Raw genomic sequence first — 17698 nt, forward strand, 5'->3', positions numbered from 1 at the left:
CTTTCGCTCCCATTTTTTCTATACTTAAGCATCACGCTTAATGCATATCATGCAATTATTCAGCATCAGCTGCTTTAGCGAATAATTGACGACCACGGTAGAAACCGTCTTTAGTCACGTGGTGACGACGATGAGTTTCACCAGTTGCTTGGTCTACTGTTAATGCATTCTCGGTTAAAGCGTCATGTGAACGGCGCATGTCACGGCGAGAGCGACTTTTACGGTTTTGCTGAACGGCCATGATGGCTCCTTACAAAGATCGAAAAAATGGATCAGAACAAATTCAGTTGTCTTATCTCACAATTATAACACAAATTATGAGTTAAGTTTACCCTTCAAACCTGCCAAAACATCAAACGGATTATCCCGTTTTTCTTCGACAACATTCTGAATGGTAGGTTGATGTTTATGTTCACAAGCATCATGCTTGGGAGATAAAGGCATCAACAATAACAGTTCATCTTCTAGTAATGCGAGTAAGTTAATCGAGGCAGGCGTATCATAATCGCCTTTCGTCGAAGACTCACTTTCACCTAAAACGATGAAATCAGCATCCTCATCCAAGCGCTCTATCAGTGACTCATCATCCACTAATGCAATATGGAAGTCCAAGACAAGAGGCATTTCAACAGGTTCCAAACAACGTTGGCACTCCATTGGAACTTTCGTGTCCATGTGACCGTCCATCCACACAATGCGATGATATGCATCCATTGATAGCTTACAGTCTATGTTGATCAATTGGTTATCAATTGATCCAACAGCTTCACGAGCGATACGAGCAAAGCGAGACAAGGGCAGTTGACCTGACCATGTAAAGCCTTGTTCAGCCCATTTAAACGGCTCAATCTGTGCCGGAAAGGTATTTGCTGACATAATTAAGGCGGCAATTCTACAAATTCATCGGTACTCTGTCAAAGATTAAGATACAATTTTGCACTTCTTTAGACAGAACTCGGGGTAAATTAAGCAATGCACCTGTTGCAGCCGCAACCTGAAGTTAACACTTCATTACTCGTTTGCACCCATTCAACTCATCAGAAAACCTTTGTACCTGACCTAGTGCAACTCTCACCATGGTCAAGCTCAAAATCGGAGTCTGAGCAAGTTGATTGGCTTATTTTACACTTTAATCACTGGTTTTCCCACCATAATGTGACATTAGTTCGTGGTGATTTTGAACCTGAATATTTTCCAGCGACAAATAAAGAACCAGCCAAGATCCAATTTGCTCACGGTTTCTTTAATAGTGCTTTGCATGAAATTAGTCACTGGTCTATTGCAGGTGAAAAAAGACGTCTATTACCAGATTTAGGTTATTGGTATGCACCTGATGGTCGCACCCAAGAACAGCAAAGTTTATTTGAACAAGTAGAAATTAAGCCACAAGCAATTGAATGGTTATTTGCGCAATCTTTTGGCCGAAAATTTAGAGTTTCACTCGATAACCTTACAGGTGATGGCGGAGATGGCAAACTATTTAAAGATAACGTTTATGCTCAAGTGCAACGTTACTTTTCGGGTGAAGCTAAGTTGCCACGTGATGCAGCAGCATTTATTGGTTTTATTTGCCAATGTACACGTTCGGGTACGCCTTTACAATTAAATGAATTTAAACGTGAACTCCTTGATTAATTGACAAAAAAGCTACGTTAATTGCTTGCCTAGGCCATTGAAAAAGCCTAATAATTATTTTTAACACTGGCGTGAGGGAGTCTCTAAAATATGATGCATTTACATGTACATCCTGAAAATCCACAGCAACGCCTCATTGCCCAAGCGGTTGAACGTATCCGAGCAGGAGATGTTGTGGTCTACCCTACCGATGCTGCCTATGCAATTGGGTGTCAAATCGGTAATAAAAGTGCCATGGAACGTATTGCACAGATTCGTGGCTTAGGGCCTAAACATCAATATGCCATTATGTGCTGCGACTTATCAGATATTGCGACTTATGCAAAAGTTGATAATGCGACATATCGTTTATTGAAAGCGAACACACCGGCTATTACTACGTTCATTTTACCTGCAACAAGTGAAGTTCCTCGTAGATTGATGCACCCTAAAAAGAAAACAATTGGCTTGCGTATTCCGAGTAACCCAATTTGTCAGGCTTTATTAAAAGAACTTGGTGAACCTCTACTTACCAGTACATTAATTTTACCAGGTCAAGAAGATCCTCTAGATGACCCTTACGATATTGAAAATCAGTTAGATAAACGAATTGATGTATTTATTGATGGAGGTTTCGGAACTCTAACAAGTACAAGTATTGTTGATTTATCGGGTGAACATCCTGAAATTATCCGTCGTGGTGTTGGCGACGTAAGTGCTTTTGAATAAGCACTTACATTTTTTACCAATAGTTTAAAAAAAAGTATTATCACTCAAAAAAATACTCTTTATTTATTTTGGATTTTTTTTACACTTTAGTCGTTAAGTAATTTATTAAAAGACACAATTCATTTAGAATGATTTTCACTATCTGCTGTTCTTCTACTTACAGCTGTCTAGGACTTGAATAACAAGTCTCATGCTTTTGAAAATTCGCGTGGCTTATAATCGTAATGAATCAATCACTTCATCAATCCATGGAAGACGCTCCACACATCCGTGTTTTAGATGAGTGGCATGACAAAATTCCAGAAGATCTCTATATACCTCCAGCTGCATTTGAGATTTTGCTCGAGCGGTTTGAAGGTCCATTAGATTTTTTAATTTATCTGATTCAGAAAAACGGTTTCGATTTAATTCAACTCGATATTGCTCCTATAGCGACTCAATATTTGGCCTATATGGATAGCATGAAATCTTTGAATATCGAGTTGACAGCAGATTATATGGTGATGGCTGCTTTATTGGCTGACTTGAAGTCTCGCCTACTTCTACCAAAACCTACAATTATAAGCATTGAAAAAGACCCTAAGCAGGAGCTTATTGATCGTCTTGAAACCTATCTACGCATTAAGCAAGCAGCTGAGCGTTTAGGCCAAATGCCAATTCTTGAGCGCGATACATTTAGTGCCAATGTAAGCTTAGGACATATCTCTCCTGTTTATGAAGGTTACGATATCTCAGCGCTACATGATGCGTTGTTCTGTGTATTTAATCGCCCTGAACCTATTACCCATGTTGTCACTCAAGAACCTGTTTTGCTCGAAGAACGTATTGCATATATTGAAGAGAAATTAGAGTCTGGTGATGTGTTAAGTTTTAAAGAATTACTCAATCCCCAGCAAGGTCGTATGGGAATGGTTGTTACATTTATGGCAGTTTTAGAATTGACTCGCCAACAGAAAATTAAAATTATTGCCACTGGTATTGAAGCCCCGTTAGCAATTCAAGGATCTTCAATATGAGTAGTTTTGAACAAAATAATAGTGATTTGTCATTAGCTGACATACATCATGAAGTCTTATTACAACTTGAAGCAATTATCTTTGCCAGTGAAGCGCCTGTTTCAATTGCCCGCTTAAAAGAAGCATTTAACAATCAATATAATAAACAACAGCTTCGTCAGCTTTTGCAGCAGCTCGCGCTATTACAACATGGTCGATCTATTGAGCTGATTGAAACAGCACAAGGGTTTCGCTTTCAGGTAAGATCTAAATATCGTAGTATTATTGCGCAAATTTGGCCAGAGCGACCAACAAAACTGTCGCCTTCATTACTAGAAACCCTGGCTGTCATTGCTTATCATCAACCGGTTACCCGAGCTGATATTGAACAAATTCGTGGTGTATCTAATAATAGTCAGATTCTTAGAACACTATTTGACTGGAACTGGATTAAAGAAGCCGGTTTTAGAGATTTACCCGGAAGACCTGCGTTGCTAATTACAACGCCTCAGTTTCTGAATGCTTTTGGTCTAGCCTCTCTAGGCCAATTGCCTCCCCTACAGAACGCCAAGGAAGCCTTTATGGCTCTCGATGCAAATGCACCGAAATCATAAAGAGGTGGACTGTTGATCATTATGTCTAAGGTTGTGCTGTCATGAGTGAAAAATTGCAAAAAGTATTAGCGAGAATCGGATTAGGTTCCCGCCGATATATGGAAGAGGTTATTGCCGCAGGACGCGTGAGTGTAAACGGTCGTGTTGCCCAAGTGGGTGAGCGCATTGAACCAGGCGATGAATTACGCATTGATGGCCGTAAAGTTCAGTTTCAGATTGAAGACGAAATTCGTCGTCGCGTACTGATTTATTATAAGCCTGAGGGTGAAATCTGTTCACGTAATGATCCTGAAAAACGCCCAACCGTATTTGATCATTTACCACAAATTGCCAATGACCGCTGGGTAATGGTAGGTCGTCTGGATATTAACAGTACTGGTTTATTACTATTCACAAATGATGGCGAACTTGCTAACCGCTTAATGCACCCATCTAATGAAATCGAACGTGAATACGCTGTTCGAGTAATGGGGGAAGTAACGCCAAAACTACGCCAAAACATGGTCAACGGAGTAGAGCTCGAAGATGGTCCTGCCAAATTCGAATCATTCTCTGAAATTGGTGGTGAAGGTATTAACCGCTGGTACCAAGTTGTAGTAAAAGAAGGTCGTAACCGCGAAGTACGTCGTATTTTCGAATCGCAAGATCTTAAAGTCAGCCGTTTATTACGTACACGCTACGGTACTGTTATTTTACCGCGCGAATTACGTACTGGCCGTTGGATGGAACTCGACAAAACTGACATCGATAACTTAGCCAAATCGGTTGAGTTAAAGCCACGCCAAGGTACAGGTCTATTTGGTATGGCAAAACGCCGTACTGATCGTATGACTGAAAAACCAATGGCAGCACGTCGTGGCGGTTACTTACGTCAACAACGTCGTGATGATGAAAAAGAAGCTCCTGTTAACACAGGGAACCAACGTAAAGCGACTGGTTTTAACCGCGGTTCGAAGAAATTCTAAAATATTCATAAGATGTAAAAAAAACCGCTCAAATTTGAGCGGTTTTTTTTAGCCGTTTGACTTAATTCATTTTTGCCAGTTCAATCCAGCCAGCTTCGGGGAAATGAATAGCTAAGTAATCTTTCAAATAATTTGAAGTATCTTGAGAAATTAATGGATCTTTTGATTCATCTTTTAGGTTATAAACCAAGGCATGCAACTTCAGCCCACGAGACTTAAGTGCTTCAAGACTAAGTAAAGTATGGTTAATACTTCCCAAACGACCCGATGTTACTAAAATAACGGGAAACTGGTGCTGAGCGACATAATCAATGGTAAGCAGACTGGTGGTTAATGGCACCATTAAGCCTCCCGCACCTTCCAACAATACGATTTCAAAACGCTCCGCCAATGTTTGGGTCGCATCTTCAATTTTTTGAAAATCAATTTCTCGATTATCAAGACGTGTTGCAAGATGAGGTGAAGCAGGATAACTGAAGATTTCAGGCATGGTTAGCTTGTCATGATCTTCTTGAAACCAGCCCTGTCCCATAATTTCACGATGCTTTTCAATATCCTCAGAAACATCAGCGTTACCTGTTTGAATGAGTTTTTGGGTAATCACTTTTTTACCCTGCTCAGTCCATAATTTTGCTAAGAAACCTGTCGCGTAGGTTTTACCAATTTCGGTATCAATCCCACTCACAAAATAGATCTGGCCACTCATTTACTTCACTCTCCGGGCAATACAATAAATCGGATGATATGTTAGGGAATATCCCTCGACACACTTAAACCGATCATAATCTTGATAAAACTGTTGTAAAGTTTGCTTAGTCCAACGATGCTGCGCCGTTGCTGTTACACCTGTTGCTTTTAAATGTTGCAACACGGCTTTAGGTGAATCGAAATAGAGTTGAGTTTCTGATTCTGACAAATGCAAAATCTCAAAACCAGCCTGAATTAAGGCACTATTCCAATTTTCAACTGACCAATAACTTAAACCTTGTCCTGTTAGCTCTTTAATTTCCATTAAATTCTGAGAGCCGAATGTTGAAAAGCATAACCAACCTCGCTCAGTTAAAGCTTCATTAAAACGTTTGAGCAAGTGCGGTAAATCTTGCATCCACTGTAAAGCTGAACCTGAAACAATCATATCGAGCTGCTGGGGAAAATCTAAAGTTTCAACATCCCCAATCAACCATTTTAAATTTTCTTGATGACTAAAGTGTTGCTGCACATCTGCATATAGATCATTCAAAATTAACTCTTCAAACTGAAAAGATGTAGCAAGAAGACGAGTTAAATTGCCAGAACCACAACCAATTTCAAAAACACGCGACATCATACGCGGGCAGAACTGCTGAACTAAACCTGTTAAATTTTGGCAAATTTGTTTTTGAACAATTGCATGCTCTGAATAGGTTTGCCCTGCTTTGGCAAAACGCTGGGCAACTAAGTTTTTATTCAAACTCACAGAAAACTCACCAATTCTTCAAGTTCATGTTGCTGCACCATTGATGTTAAAGAAATACGCAAACGCGAACTATTTTTCGGTACTGTTGGTGGACGCACAGGCATAGCATAAAAACCACTTTCCTGAACCTGTTTTGCTTTATCGATAGCAGCTTGACTCTCTCCAACAATGACTGGAATGATATGGCTGGTCGATGGACTATCGTAGCCCTTCTCTACAACAGCTTGTTGAAGATATTGGCTAATATTTTTTAAGTGTTCACGCTGAGATTGAGCGAGTAATACTTTTTGAAAAATAAAGTTTGCCCATGCCATAACAATCGGTGGCTGTGCAGTACTAAAAATAAGTGGGCGCATTTTATTAATGAGATAATCTTTAATAATTGGATCACAAATAATGTAACCACCGACTGCTGCTAATGCTTTGCCTAATGTACCGACTAGAAAATCAATTTCCTGAATCACATTATATTGTTCAGCACACCCTAAGCCTTGCTGACCACGCACCCCAATTGAATGCGCTTCATCGACATATAACATAGTTTTAGCAAAACGTTTTTTTAGCTGAACTAAAGCGGCTAAATCCGTCTCATCACCGTCCATACTAAAAATACTTTCTGTGACCACAATGATTCGTTCAATCTTGTCATCATCATGATATTTTTGGAGGAGTTGTTCCAAGTGTTGTAAATCATTATGTCGATAACGCACATACTGAGCGCCAGATAAACGGATCCCGTCAATCATACTGGCATGAACTAACTTATCCGCCAATATTAAAGTTTTACTATCAGCAACAGCTGGCAAAATACCAATATTCATATGGTAGCCACTATTAAATAATAGTGCCGCGCGACCACCAAATGCTTGGCTTAGGCTATTTTCTAATTGTTCATATTCATCAAAATTGCCCGTTAATAGACGTGAAGATGATGAACTAAAATAGCTACGCTCGATTGGAAAGCTATCTAAAAACTCTTGACGAAGATTGATATCAGCAGCCAACCCAAGATAATCATTTGAAGCTAAGTTGAGCATCGTTTTATTTTGGATCGTAATAAAACGTCCGTGCTGCACATTTTGGGTAAATTGTCTAAAGTTACCTTGTTGCTTTAACTCATCCAATTCGGCAGAAAAATGTTCAAGCAATGACATCTTAATTCGCTCCCCGCATCGTTTGAACAACTTCAACTAATTGTTCGAGCAAATCGCTTAACTCTTGATGCGTGATGACATACGGTGGCATCACATAAACCAATTTTCCAAAAGGACGGATCCAGATTCCGCGGTCTACAAATTGTTGCTGTAAGGTTTTCATATCAACATTAAAGGTGAGTTCTACTACACCAATTGCACCTAGCACTCGCACATCGGCAACATAATCAAGCTGACTTAAAGGCTTTAAATATTGGCTAAGCTGTTGTTCAATTCGCTCAATATTAGCCTGCCAATCTTGCTCAATTAATAATTGGGTACTTTTTAAAGCGACCGCACAAGCAAGTGGATTGGCCATAAAGGTTGGGCCATGCATAAACACCCCAACCTCACCGCGACTAATGGTTTCTGCAACATGCTTTGTCGTTAAGGTAGCAGATAACGTCATATAGCCGCCTGTTAACCCTTTACCTATGCACATAATATCTGGCTCAACTTGTGCATGTTCCCAAGCAAAAAGCTTACCCGTGCGACCAAAACCAGTCGCAATTTCATCAAAAATTAATAACAGATTATATCGTTCACAAAGTGCTTTCGCCTGACGTAAATATTCAGGATGATAAAAACGCATCCCCCCTGCACCTTGAACAATCGGCTCAATAATCAGTGCAGCAAGGTTTTCATGATTTTGCTGAATAGCTTGCTCTAGCTCAGCAATATCTTCTTGGTTCCACTCTTCATGAAATTTGGTTTGCGGTGCTGCTACAAAAAGACGGTTCGGTAAACTTGTACCAAAAATCTGATGCATGCCTGTCACTGGATCACAAACAGACATCGCATTCCATGTATCACCGTGATAACCAGAACGTGTAGTAATAAAATTTGTTTTTTGCGGTTGGCCTTGTGCTGTCCAGAATTGCACAGCCATTTTCAATGCAACTTCAACGGCAACCGAACCTGAATCTGCATAGAAAATTTTATCGAGACTCGGCGGCGTAATTTTTAAAAGAATTTTTCCAAGTTCAATGGCAGGATCATGAGTTAAACCACCAAACATGATATGCGACATGTTCTGTAATTGATCTGTCACTGCCTGATTGAGTTCAGGGTGGTTATAGCCGTGAATTGCACACCACCATGACGACATACCATCAATTAAAGTCTTACCATCATCTAGTTCAATAGTTGCCCCATAGGCACGTTTAACTTTAAACGTTGGTAAAGGTTGGGTCATTGAGGTATATGGATGCCAAATATGTTCCAAATCAAAATTATCGGTCATCCTATATACCCTTTTACAGCAATTAAATCTTTCATTTAGCACATGTTAAACCTGTTAAGAATGAAAGAAAATTGCGAGATCAACCAAAGCTTATTAACTTTGCTGATGAATTGTTAAAAATTGGCAGATTTCTTCAATTGTTCGATCTACTTCTAGGTATGGAAAAGCATGGGTAGCGCCTTCTAATACTTTATAACTCATGTTTTCTGTCGCGATATCCTTGAAATTTTCACTAATTTTGCAAGGAATGACATTATCTTGCTCGGCAAACACATGAAGCTGCGGACCTAGATAGTTTTTTAAGTTATTTACCAAATTTAGTTGCTCAAGCATTTGCAAACCTTCTGATAGCAATTCACTTGAAGGCGGATTTGCTATGTTTTGCATGCTTATCCAATCTTGTTTAGCCTGAGAGGAACCGAGTGTAATTAAATAATAAAAACGCTTTAAAGTGGCTTGCGGGTTTTGTAAAAAAGAAGTCTTAAATTGACTAAACACATCAGCAGGCATAGCAGTCTGCCAATTATCGTTGGTAACAAAACAAGGATTTGAAGCGAGCGTAATTAAAGTTTTAGTTTGCCCTGTTTGTTCATAAAAAGTATTAACCAGTTGAGTTGCTAACTGTCCACCTAAAGACCAACCTATTACTACATCAACCTCAGCAACTAAATCAAGCTGGGCACGATACTTACCATCTAAAATATTAAAAATATTAATAAGTTGTGTTTGATAGCCAGCTTTTTCCAATTGCAATTTAAGGGACTGCAAAGGCTCCACTCCTACTCCCCAACCTGTAATTAATAAAATTTTATTTTGTAACTTCATATGCCTGCTCAAAGCCAATTTTATAAGGATTATATAATAATATCGATTTAAAATATCTTTTAAAATCAATATAAAAATTAAATTTTAGAGCATAAAATTAAGCATTTATAATGTGATAATATTCTGAAATATATTGATAAATAAGACCCGCATTATTCATAGTAAACATACAAAAAATTAATTATCTAAACATTGAAGCCAATCAAAAAACAACATACTCCACACTTCGCCTATAAATCCATTATGCAATGTAATTAATGTTAATACTTATGTTTTTTTATTAAAAAAAATGACTCACCAATTCATTTTAATGCTAGAAGATTAATTATTGATCAAAAAGTATTAGGAAGGCTAATATGAACAGTCAAAACACAATATCTGATGGGAGAGAAAAAAATACATCTTTTGTTACACCCAATGATATTATAAATAACTTATCTTTAGATAAAAATTACTGCTTATTTTTGGATATTGATGGTACATTAGCACCCTTTCAAATTAATCCTGAGCATAGTTTTATTCCACAAACTACCTTAGACGTTATAAAAAAAATTACTAAATTAAATATACCTGTTATTGCTGTAACAGGTCGTGATGTAGATACAGCAAGCAAACTACTACATCCTATTGAAGTTCCAATTGCTGGTTTACATGGTTTAGATATTTATTTTGATTCAGGAAATTATATTCGACCAGATTTAAGCAGTATTAATTTCAAAAAATTAAAACAAGATATTACCAAAAATTGTGATAAACATCCTGAATTATTAATTGAAGATAAAGGATATTCTATTGCCTTACATTATCGTAAAAATCCTAATTTAGAAAATAATGCCATTAATATTATGCAAAGAATTAATTTAAATTATCCTCAATTAAAAATAAATAGAGGGAAATTTGTTGTTGAATTAATTCCAAACCAAGCTGATAAAGGTAGAGCAATTAAAACTATATTAAATCATCTTGATTTACCTGCTGTATTACCTATTTTTATAGGTGATGATTTAACAGATGAATCTGGTTTCACTTACATTAATCAGCAATCTGGCCTTAGTATTAAAGTAGGTCCGGGTGAAACACAAGCAAAATATAGATTAAAAGATATTAATAATGTCGCGGATTTTCTTCTTTTATTTCAAAACAGAATAAAAAGCTTATATGTCAAAAATAGCCAAAATCAGAATGGAGAAAAATTATGTCTAAATTAATCGTATTATCGAACAGAATAAGTATGCCATCGGGTAAAGCTTCAGCAGGTGGTCTTGCTGTAGCTGTACAAGATGCACTAAATGATAGTAACGGCATCTGGTTAGGCTGGAATGGGCAGCAAATTACCGATAGCGAAGCGCCAGAATTTGCGCAGGCTTATTCTCAAGGAATTGACTACATTACCTGCCCTCTCACTCATCAGCAATATGCCCAATATTATTGTGGTTTCGCTAACAAAGTTTTATGGCCAGCAATGCACCATAGAGATGATCTAATTGAATATGATGCAGAAGAATATAATACCTATCAAAAGGTTAATCGCTTATTTGCTCAAAAGCTAAAAGAGCTTGCTCAGCCTGAAGATCTTATTTGGGTGCACGATTACCACTTTTTTAGTGTGGCTCGCTATTGCCGTGAATTAGGCATGCAAAACAAAATTGGTTTCTTCTTACATATTCCTTTTGCCAGTCTGAATATCTGGCACAAAATTCCGGTAGCCCGTGAGTTAATTCAAGACTTGAGTCAATATGATGTTATTGGCTTACAAACTCAGATTGACCAAAATGCCTGCATGCAGACTTGTCTGAATTTACTCGAAGCTCAAAAAATTCAAAGCAACAGTATTAGCTATAAAAAACGTCAAATATTAATTAAATCGTACCCAATTGGCGTTCAACCAGAACTTATACAAAAGCAAGCACAACAAGATTTGGCGACCTCTTCGGTATTTAATTTTGAAGAAATTCCACGTCAAAAAACTATTATTGGAGTTGATCGTATTGATTATTCAAAAGGTTTACTCGAAAGATTTAATGCATTTGCAACCTTTTTGGAAACCAGCCCTGAATATCATGGCTTAGTTCGACATCTTCAAGTGGCGATCCCTTCTCGTACCGATATTCCAGCTTATCAACGCTTATATCAACGTTTTAAAACCAAGCTGGAGTTAATTAACGAAGAGTTTGCGCATGAAGACTGGAGACCTGTAGATTGCTGCTATGACACGGTACAACACCATAATCTCATGCACATTTATCGTCATTCAGATATTTGCTGGATCAGTTCACTACGTGATGGGATGAATCTAGTAGCTAAAGAATATATTGCGGCTCAAGACCCAGAAAATCCAGGTGTGCTCATTTTATCTAAATATGCTGGTGCTGCTGAGCAGATGTCTCAAGCCTTGATTGTTGACCCACAAGATAGAGCGGCAATGATGGATGCTTTAAAAATGGCTTTAGAAATGTCTAAAGCTGAGCGTATTAATCGTTATCAACAATTGATAGAGGGATTAACATCATCTGATCTTACCCATTGGCGAAATAATTTCTTGGATGATTTAGAAAAGACACCAACTTTACTAATGAAGCCTCAGCGATTATTACAAGATAATTATCAATCTATTTATCAGGTTTTATAAATCTGAATAAAAGAACATCGAGAAATTTAATTTCTCGATGTTCGCTATTTGATGATTATTATTTATAAATTAGTTTGTCTTTACTAATGTAAAGCGGTTAAGTAAAGCAATAATAAATAGTAATACAGCGACGCCTGTTAAAACTGTACTTAAACCAGTCCATTCCCCAATTAAACCGATTAAAGCTGGTCCACTTAATGAACCGGTATAGGCAATTGTTGATACTAAAGAAAGTGCTGCTGCTTTAGGCATATTGTTTTGTCGACCAACACGAGAAAACATCACTGGTACAATATTAGAACAACCTAATCCTAACAGTGCATAACCCAATACAACCACTTGCCACACTGGTGCCGTTACAATAACAGCCATACCAATAGCGGCTCCAATTGCACTATAAGTCACAATATTTTTTTCACCCCATTGCTTAAGCAAGATATGACCTGCAAAACGACCAGTCGTCATGCTAAGCGCAAAGAAAGTGTAAGCTAAACCAGCAAAAGCAGGATTAAGCTGATATTTACTTGTTAAATAAATACCACCCCAGTCCATTGCTGCACCTTCTGATAAAAAGGCGATAAAACACATCATACCAATAAGCAGAATAATGCCATCAGGACGATAAAGTTTTTTGGGCGCTTGAGTGGTATCTTCATGTGGCTTTTCGTCCTGTTCAAAAGACGTTAAACAAGATGGAATCGCAACCCCACCAATAACAAGCAAAATCATAACGACTGATAAAGTACTCATTAAGGGTGAAAGACCTACTGCCAATAGTGCAGTCACAAGCATAGCGCCTGTTAAGCCACCAAGACTGCACATTCCATGGAAGCTAGACATAAGAGCTCTCACACTATGTTTTTCAACAACTACTGCTTGTAAATTGATAGCTACTCCAAGACATCCTGCTGCCGATCCAAAAATAAACAATGCTACAGCCATCGTCACAATGCTGCTCCACATCGTAAGGCTAGGCAATAAAACCATTAACAACATCAATGCCAAAGCAATTAACGGACGACATCCCCAGCGCTTTACTAAAGCACCAGTCGCAGGCATAGCAATCATTGAACCAATACCCATACACAGCAAAAGTAAACCAAAATCAGCATGATTTAGGTTTAAACGCTGTTGCGCAAAAGGAATAAGAGGTGCCCAAGCTGCAGTCGCAAAACCTAAGCTAAAAAAGCTTAGTCGTGTTGCAAGACGCTGTGTGCTTAGGAGAGTAGCTGTATCTAAAACAGCAGGTTTGGTAAATAACATATTTCGCGAACTCACCATAAAATCATTGGCGATCCATACCAACCGATTTTCCATAGAAAAACCCTTGCCTCATTAAATTTCTAGGCAAGGGTTTTGTTGGCGAAATTATAAACAATTTCATAAAAAAAACAGGGGGTGTGATACAATTTTTCTGACTTTTTTGTAACTGCCAAAGCCTTATATAGTAAGGCTTTGAATATGTTCAATTTGAAAAAATCAACATCTAAGTTAAGACTTCATTTTATTAAAATGAGCCGATAAAAAAACCCAGCCTTAGCTGGGTTTTTTATTAAATTTGAGATTGAATATAGTTTTGCAAGCCAATCAACTCAATTAAACGTAATTGCTTTTCTAACCAGTATGTATGGTCTTCTTCAGTATCTGATAATTGTTGACGCAACATATCACGGCTAATGTAATCGCCCTTCTCTTCACAAAGTTTGATACCTGTCGCTAACTTTTCGCGAACGTGATATTCAAGCGCCAAATCAGCTTTTAAACAAGATACAACGTCTGTACCAACATTGATATCTTCACGGTGCATGTTTGGTTTAGCACCTAAAAACAATACACGGCGAATGATCGCATCAGCATGAGAAGCTTCTTCTTGCATCTCATGATCAATACGTTCATAAATTTTATTTAAGCCCCAATCTTCATACATACGAGAATGGATTAGATATTGATCACGGGCAGCCAATTCTCCGCCAATGAGCATATTTAAATAGTCTATGACTTCTGGATTGCCACGCATAATAAATCTCCTATCGTATGAGAACTATTATGGGCAATCTTAAAAGTGATTGCAAAACAAAAAATGGTTAAGTTTATGATTTTTATCAAATTAAAATGAGAAACATACGCATTTGCAGTTTAAGTTATTTAAATTTCCTCTGCAAAAAGAAACGCTTGTCCAATTTATAAGTTCAGACAAGCGTTAAAATATGGCTCAAACCATCAATTTATAAATTTGTAACTAAAATCAATGGTTCTTATTTCGGTAGATCTATTCGCTTAAAGTCTGCCCGTAGCTCGCCATAAGTGATAAGAAATCAGTCTCATTCATAACAGCAATACCTAGTTTTGCTGCTTTTTCTAATTTCGAACCAGCCTTCTCGCCCGCAACAACACATTTGGTTTTACTCGATACACTACCGCTTACACGCGCACCTAATGCTTGTAGCATTTGAGTTGCCTGATCACGGGTCATTTGCTCTAAAGTGCCTGTTAATACCCAGCTTTCGCCATTTAATGGCTGTCGTGTTGGTGCAGCCGGTGCATCCCAATGAATTCCTGCGGCAATTAAGCGATCAAGCACTTCAATGTTGTGCGGTGCCAAGAAAAAGTCAGCAATCCACTCGGCAGTAATATCACCAACATCTGGTGTTTTCTTTAAAGCTTCAACATCCGCAGCTTTAAGCGCTTCCAAAGTTTGGAAAGTATTGGCTAACATTCTAGCTGTTGTTTCACCTACCCCACGAATTCCTAAAGCATAAATAAAACGCGCAAGCGTTGTCTTTTTACTAGCTTCAATCGCATCAATCAGATTTTGTACCGATTTCTCGCCCATTTTTTCAATCCCGAGTAAAGTTTCTCGGTGTTCATGCAAATGGTAAATATCGGCAACATCTTTGAGCAAATCGAGGTGTAATAAAGACTCTACCCAACGATCACCTAGACCTTCAATATCCAGAGCTTTACGTGATACAAAGTGACGAATCGCTTCAATACGCTGTGCAGCACAATACAGTCCACCAGAACAACGTGCTAAAGCTTCCCCTTCAGGCATTACAACTGGTGAGGCACAAACAGGACAGTTTTCAGGTAAATGTACAACTTCGGCATCAACAGGACGGAACTCTGGCCAAACTTTTTCTACTTTAGGAATAACATCGCCTGTACGATAAACACTCACCGTGTCACCAACACGTACATCTAGGCGATGGATCTCACCAATGTTGTGTAAAGTTACATTGGAAACTGTAACTCCTCCCACAAATACAGGGTTTAAACGCGCTACAGGAGTCAAAGTACCTGTACGCCCTACTTGCCAGTCAATCTGATCAACTGTAGTTAATGCAGCTTGTGCAGGGAATTTATAAGCAGTTGCCCAACGTGGTTCACGACTTAAAAAACCAAGTTGTTGTTGTTGCTTTAAGTCATCAACCTTTACAACCATCCCATCAATTTCAACTTGTAAATCTGAACGTTCTTGCTGAATTTGCTCATAACGTTGCTGTACTTCTTGAATTGAATTACAAAGATATTGACGTTCAGCAATTTCAAATCCAAGTTTTGTGAGCCATTGCAGACTGTCATGCATGGTAGTTAAGCCATGATTAGGTTCACATTGAGCGATGCCGTAAGCATAAAATGCTAAAGGTCGAGCCGCAGCAATATTAGGATCGAGTTGTCTTAAACTACCAGCTGCGGCATTACGCGGGTTTGCAAATGTTTTATCGCCTTTGGCTTCTTGTTCGACATTGAGTTTTTCAAAACCGGACTTTGGCATAAGTACTTCACCACGAACTTCCAGCAAACGTGGAATTTCAAAGTGATCTGAATGTAACACTTTAGGCAAATTACGAATCGTTTTAACGTTCTGGGTAATGTCCTCACCAGTTTCTCCGTCACCACGTGTAACGCCACGTATTAACACACCATTTTCATACCAGAGAGAAATCGCAAGACCATCAAGTTTTAGTTCGACTTCGTATTGTACTTTTTGATTAGGCAAACGCTCTTCAACACGGCGTGCAAATGCGAATAAGTCTTCCTGATTAAAAACGTTCCCCAAAGAAAGCATCGGAACTACATGAGTCACACTTTGAAATTTAGAGAGTGCTTGCCCCCCTACTTTTGTAATTGGTGAATCTGATTGAACAAGGTCAGGATATTGCTCTTCTAAAGCTTTTAACTGGTGAAATAAATGATCATATTCACTGTCCGAGATTGTCGGCTGATCCATGACATAGTAGGCATGGTTATGCTTTGCAATCAGTTGAATAAGCTGACGCATCTGTTCGATCACGGAAGTTGTTGCCATTATGTTATTCACCATAAAAAAGGGTGGAAATTTCTCCACCCTGAGCTGCGACTAGATATGTTGCAATTATCGCAACGAACGTAAAAAATTAAAACTAGGCGGTCGCCTGTGCCGGACGATAATCAATCACATGATGACGCCAGTGCTCTTTTAACTGTGGCGTAAATTCAAGATTATTCTCATCGTAAACTTTGCCATCAATTTCGCGAGCAATTAAACCTGCAATACTCGCCATCATATCAAAACCAGTCACGGCTTTACTGTTTGGAAGCGCAAGGAAAAATGCCAACCCTTGAACTTGTTCAGTAGATAGAGTTTCAAGATCAAAACCAGCTGGTCCATTGTCTGTCATACGCAATACAGAGAACATGAGTACACTCGGCTCATCGGTATTTTCATAACGATGGAAGCACGACATTTCGCCGTAGCGTAAACCATATTTCAACAGCACTTTAAGCGCTTTATCGCCAGACAATGCACGACGAGGGTTTGGATAAACATTTAGCGCAATAATCTGTTCAGCCATCGCTAATGCACTTTCATCATCATAACGTTGCTGTTCATGTAAATGCACATCCAGAATATTACTCTCGCCTTCAAACTCAGCAATTTCGGCGGTTTCAATATTCGGATTTAAACTCAACTCAGGCTCAGTTTTTTCGCTTTCAGCTTCCAAATTTTCTTTTGCTAAAGCTTCAGCTTCCGGTTTAACAGAAACTGTATCAACCAATTCAACTGAACCATCTTTATGAATGGCAGAGCTTGGTACTGTTTCTTCAGATTTAATTTCTTTTACAGAAGCGTTTTCAACAACTGCTTGAGTTTTTTCAGTTTGTATTGCTTTAGCGGGTTCTACGGTCTCAATTTCTGACTGTTTTGTTTCAGGAGCTTCGCTTAAAGTCGGTTCTACTCGCTCTGCACTAGTCACCGCTACAGATTCAGCTTCAGTTTTCTCAAGCTGATCTCTCACGTGCCTAGGTATAACCGGTTGATTACTATCAGGATTAATATGTAAATCACTGTCTAATGAGGGTTCAGCATGGTTTGGCTTTTTTAAAATCATTTTTAAGCCAATTAGCATAATTATAATGGCAACAACGATGCCAATAATCGTATTGATTTCCAT

The 17698-nt window shown here is 38.4% G+C and carries 18 protein-coding genes; 7 read left to right on the forward strand and 11 right to left on the reverse strand.

Translation table 11 applies throughout. From position 1 onward, the window contains the following. Nucleotides 1-55 precede the first annotated feature (55 nt). Both rpmF and AAC388_RS14345 read right to left on the reverse strand, forming a co-directional pair. Complete coding sequence (gene rpmF / locus AAC388_RS14340) at nucleotides 56-241, reverse strand: 50S ribosomal protein L32 (RefSeq protein ID WP_000290730.1); 186 nt, start codon at nucleotides 239-241, stop codon at nucleotides 56-58. A gap of 74 nt (nucleotides 242-315) precedes the next feature. Next, nucleotides 316-876: a YceD family protein gene (locus AAC388_RS14345; protein ID WP_002120393.1), complete on the reverse strand. Its 561-nt coding sequence runs from the start codon at nucleotides 874-876 to the stop codon at nucleotides 316-318. Between the two features lie 96 nt (nucleotides 877-972). On the opposite strand from AAC388_RS14345, the gene AAC388_RS14350 reads away from it, so the two are divergent. The 5 genes from AAC388_RS14350 (at nucleotide 973) to rluB (ending at nucleotide 4917) form a co-directional block, all read left to right on the forward strand. Beyond that, complete coding sequence (locus tag AAC388_RS14350) at nucleotides 973-1635, forward strand: elongation factor P hydroxylase (protein WP_342370839.1); 663 nt, start codon at nucleotides 973-975, stop codon at nucleotides 1633-1635. A gap of 90 nt (nucleotides 1636-1725) precedes the next feature. Then, nucleotides 1726-2343 (forward strand): L-threonylcarbamoyladenylate synthase, encoded by a 618-nt coding sequence (locus tag AAC388_RS14355; protein ID WP_342370840.1) that lies wholly within the window; start codon nucleotides 1726-1728, stop codon nucleotides 2341-2343. A 224-nt stretch (nucleotides 2344-2567) separates the two neighbouring features. Further along, nucleotides 2568-3359 (forward strand): segregation/condensation protein A, encoded by a 792-nt coding sequence (locus AAC388_RS14360; protein WP_002120271.1) that lies wholly within the window; start codon nucleotides 2568-2570, stop codon nucleotides 3357-3359. After that, nucleotides 3356-3952: an SMC-Scp complex subunit ScpB gene (gene scpB / locus AAC388_RS14365; protein ID WP_002120355.1), complete on the forward strand. Its 597-nt coding sequence runs from the start codon at nucleotides 3356-3358 to the stop codon at nucleotides 3950-3952. Before AAC388_RS14360 ends, scpB begins: the two co-directional genes overlap by 4 nt. Before the next feature lie 41 nt (nucleotides 3953-3993). After that, nucleotides 3994-4917 carry a 23S rRNA pseudouridine(2605) synthase RluB gene (rluB, locus tag AAC388_RS14370; RefSeq protein WP_016142048.1) on the forward strand — a complete coding sequence of 308 codons (924 nt, stop codon included), beginning with the start codon at nucleotides 3994-3996 and terminating at the stop codon, nucleotides 4915-4917. Between the two features lie 61 nt (nucleotides 4918-4978). Here the strand turns inward: rluB and bioD are convergent, their stop codons facing one another. The 5 genes from bioD to AAC388_RS14395 all read right to left on the reverse strand — a co-directional run bounded on the left by bioD (nucleotide 4979) and on the right by AAC388_RS14395 (nucleotide 9634). Next, nucleotides 4979-5623 carry a dethiobiotin synthase gene (gene bioD, locus AAC388_RS14375; RefSeq protein ID WP_342370841.1) on the reverse strand — a complete coding sequence of 215 codons (645 nt, stop codon included), beginning with the start codon at nucleotides 5621-5623 and terminating at the stop codon, nucleotides 4979-4981. Next, entirely contained in the window at nucleotides 5624-6373 is a 750-nt protein-coding gene (gene bioC / locus AAC388_RS14380) for a malonyl-ACP O-methyltransferase BioC (RefSeq protein WP_342370842.1), read from the reverse strand. Then, nucleotides 6370-7527, reverse strand: a complete 1158-nt coding sequence (locus tag AAC388_RS14385; RefSeq protein ID WP_342370843.1) for an 8-amino-7-oxononanoate synthase — start codon at nucleotides 7525-7527, stop codon at nucleotides 6370-6372. Before AAC388_RS14385 ends, bioC begins: the two co-directional genes overlap by 4 nt. A gap of 1 nt (nucleotide 7528) precedes the next feature. Next, nucleotides 7529-8809, reverse strand: coding sequence for an adenosylmethionine--8-amino-7-oxononanoate transaminase (gene bioA, locus AAC388_RS14390; RefSeq protein WP_342370844.1), 1281 nt, complete (start codon nucleotides 8807-8809; stop codon nucleotides 7529-7531). Between the two features lie 93 nt (nucleotides 8810-8902). Next, nucleotides 8903-9634 carry an alpha/beta fold hydrolase gene (locus AAC388_RS14395; protein ID WP_017402526.1) on the reverse strand — a complete coding sequence of 244 codons (732 nt, stop codon included), beginning with the start codon at nucleotides 9632-9634 and terminating at the stop codon, nucleotides 8903-8905. A 356-nt stretch (nucleotides 9635-9990) separates the two neighbouring features. On the opposite strand from AAC388_RS14395, the gene otsB reads away from it, so the two are divergent. Together otsB and AAC388_RS14405 are read left to right on the forward strand one after the other, a co-directional pair. After that, complete coding sequence (gene otsB / locus AAC388_RS14400; protein ID WP_139363401.1) at nucleotides 9991-10842, forward strand: trehalose-phosphatase; 852 nt, start codon at nucleotides 9991-9993, stop codon at nucleotides 10840-10842. After that, nucleotides 10830-12263 carry a trehalose-6-phosphate synthase gene (locus AAC388_RS14405; RefSeq protein ID WP_032063852.1) on the forward strand — a complete coding sequence of 478 codons (1434 nt, stop codon included), beginning with the start codon at nucleotides 10830-10832 and terminating at the stop codon, nucleotides 12261-12263. Before otsB ends, AAC388_RS14405 begins: the two co-directional genes overlap by 13 nt. A gap of 69 nt (nucleotides 12264-12332) precedes the next feature. Here AAC388_RS14405 and AAC388_RS14410 read toward each other — a convergent pair whose 3' ends face one another. The 4 genes from AAC388_RS14410 to AAC388_RS14425 all read right to left on the reverse strand — a co-directional run bounded on the left by AAC388_RS14410 (nucleotide 12333) and on the right by AAC388_RS14425 (nucleotide 17698). Then, nucleotides 12333-13526 (reverse strand): MFS transporter, encoded by a 1194-nt coding sequence (locus AAC388_RS14410; RefSeq protein WP_078225478.1) that lies wholly within the window; start codon nucleotides 13524-13526, stop codon nucleotides 12333-12335. A 289-nt stretch (nucleotides 13527-13815) separates the two neighbouring features. Beyond that, nucleotides 13816-14280, reverse strand: a complete 465-nt coding sequence (gene bfr / locus AAC388_RS14415) for a bacterioferritin (protein ID WP_001214863.1) — start codon at nucleotides 14278-14280, stop codon at nucleotides 13816-13818. 252 nt (nucleotides 14281-14532) lie between these two features. Continuing rightward, complete coding sequence (ligA, locus tag AAC388_RS14420) at nucleotides 14533-16572, reverse strand: NAD-dependent DNA ligase LigA (RefSeq protein ID WP_078225458.1); 2040 nt, start codon at nucleotides 16570-16572, stop codon at nucleotides 14533-14535. Between the two features lie 94 nt (nucleotides 16573-16666). Next, nucleotides 16667-17698: a cell division protein ZipA C-terminal FtsZ-binding domain-containing protein gene (locus tag AAC388_RS14425; protein WP_078225459.1), complete on the reverse strand. Its 1032-nt coding sequence runs from the start codon at nucleotides 17696-17698 to the stop codon at nucleotides 16667-16669.

This window comes from Acinetobacter sp. D009 (assembly GCF_038562025.1).
GTDB lineage: Bacteria > Pseudomonadota > Gammaproteobacteria > Pseudomonadales > Moraxellaceae > Acinetobacter > Acinetobacter pittii.

Excerpts from the sequence above, each read along its gene's own strand:
- rpmF (WP_000290730.1), bottom strand. The coding sequence starts at position 241 with ATGGCCGTTCAGCAAAACCGTAAAAGTCGCTCTCGCCGTGACATGCGC.
- AAC388_RS14345 (WP_002120393.1), bottom strand. The coding sequence starts at position 876 with ATGTCAGCAAATACCTTTCCGGCACAGATTGAGCCGTTTAAATGGGCT.
- AAC388_RS14350 (WP_342370839.1), top strand. The coding sequence starts at position 973 with ATGCACCTGTTGCAGCCGCAACCTGAAGTTAACACTTCATTACTCGTT.
- AAC388_RS14355 (WP_342370840.1), top strand. The coding sequence starts at position 1,726 with ATGATGCATTTACATGTACATCCTGAAAATCCACAGCAACGCCTCATT.
- AAC388_RS14360 (WP_002120271.1), top strand. The coding sequence starts at position 2,568 with ATGAATCAATCACTTCATCAATCCATGGAAGACGCTCCACACATCCGT.
- scpB (WP_002120355.1), top strand. The coding sequence starts at position 3,356 with ATGAGTAGTTTTGAACAAAATAATAGTGATTTGTCATTAGCTGACATA.
- rluB (WP_016142048.1), top strand. The coding sequence starts at position 3,994 with ATGAGTGAAAAATTGCAAAAAGTATTAGCGAGAATCGGATTAGGTTCC.
- bioD (WP_342370841.1), bottom strand. The coding sequence starts at position 5,623 with ATGAGTGGCCAGATCTATTTTGTGAGTGGGATTGATACCGAAATTGGT.
- AAC388_RS14385 (WP_342370843.1), bottom strand. The coding sequence starts at position 7,527 with ATGTCATTGCTTGAACATTTTTCTGCCGAATTGGATGAGTTAAAGCAA.
- bioA (WP_342370844.1), bottom strand. The coding sequence starts at position 8,809 with ATGACCGATAATTTTGATTTGGAACATATTTGGCATCCATATACCTCA.
- AAC388_RS14395 (WP_017402526.1), bottom strand. The coding sequence starts at position 9,634 with ATGAAGTTACAAAATAAAATTTTATTAATTACAGGTTGGGGAGTAGGA.
- otsB (WP_139363401.1), top strand. The coding sequence starts at position 9,991 with ATGAACAGTCAAAACACAATATCTGATGGGAGAGAAAAAAATACATCT.
- AAC388_RS14405 (WP_032063852.1), top strand. The coding sequence starts at position 10,830 with ATGTCTAAATTAATCGTATTATCGAACAGAATAAGTATGCCATCGGGT.
- AAC388_RS14410 (WP_078225478.1), bottom strand. The coding sequence starts at position 13,526 with ATGTTATTTACCAAACCTGCTGTTTTAGATACAGCTACTCTCCTAAGC.
- bfr (WP_001214863.1), bottom strand. The coding sequence starts at position 14,280 with ATGCGTGGCAATCCAGAAGTCATAGACTATTTAAATATGCTCATTGGC.
- ligA (WP_078225458.1), bottom strand. The coding sequence starts at position 16,572 with ATGGCAACAACTTCCGTGATCGAACAGATGCGTCAGCTTATTCAACTG.
- AAC388_RS14425 (WP_078225459.1), bottom strand. The coding sequence starts at position 17,698 with ATGGAAATCAATACGATTATTGGCATCGTTGTTGCCATTATAATTATG.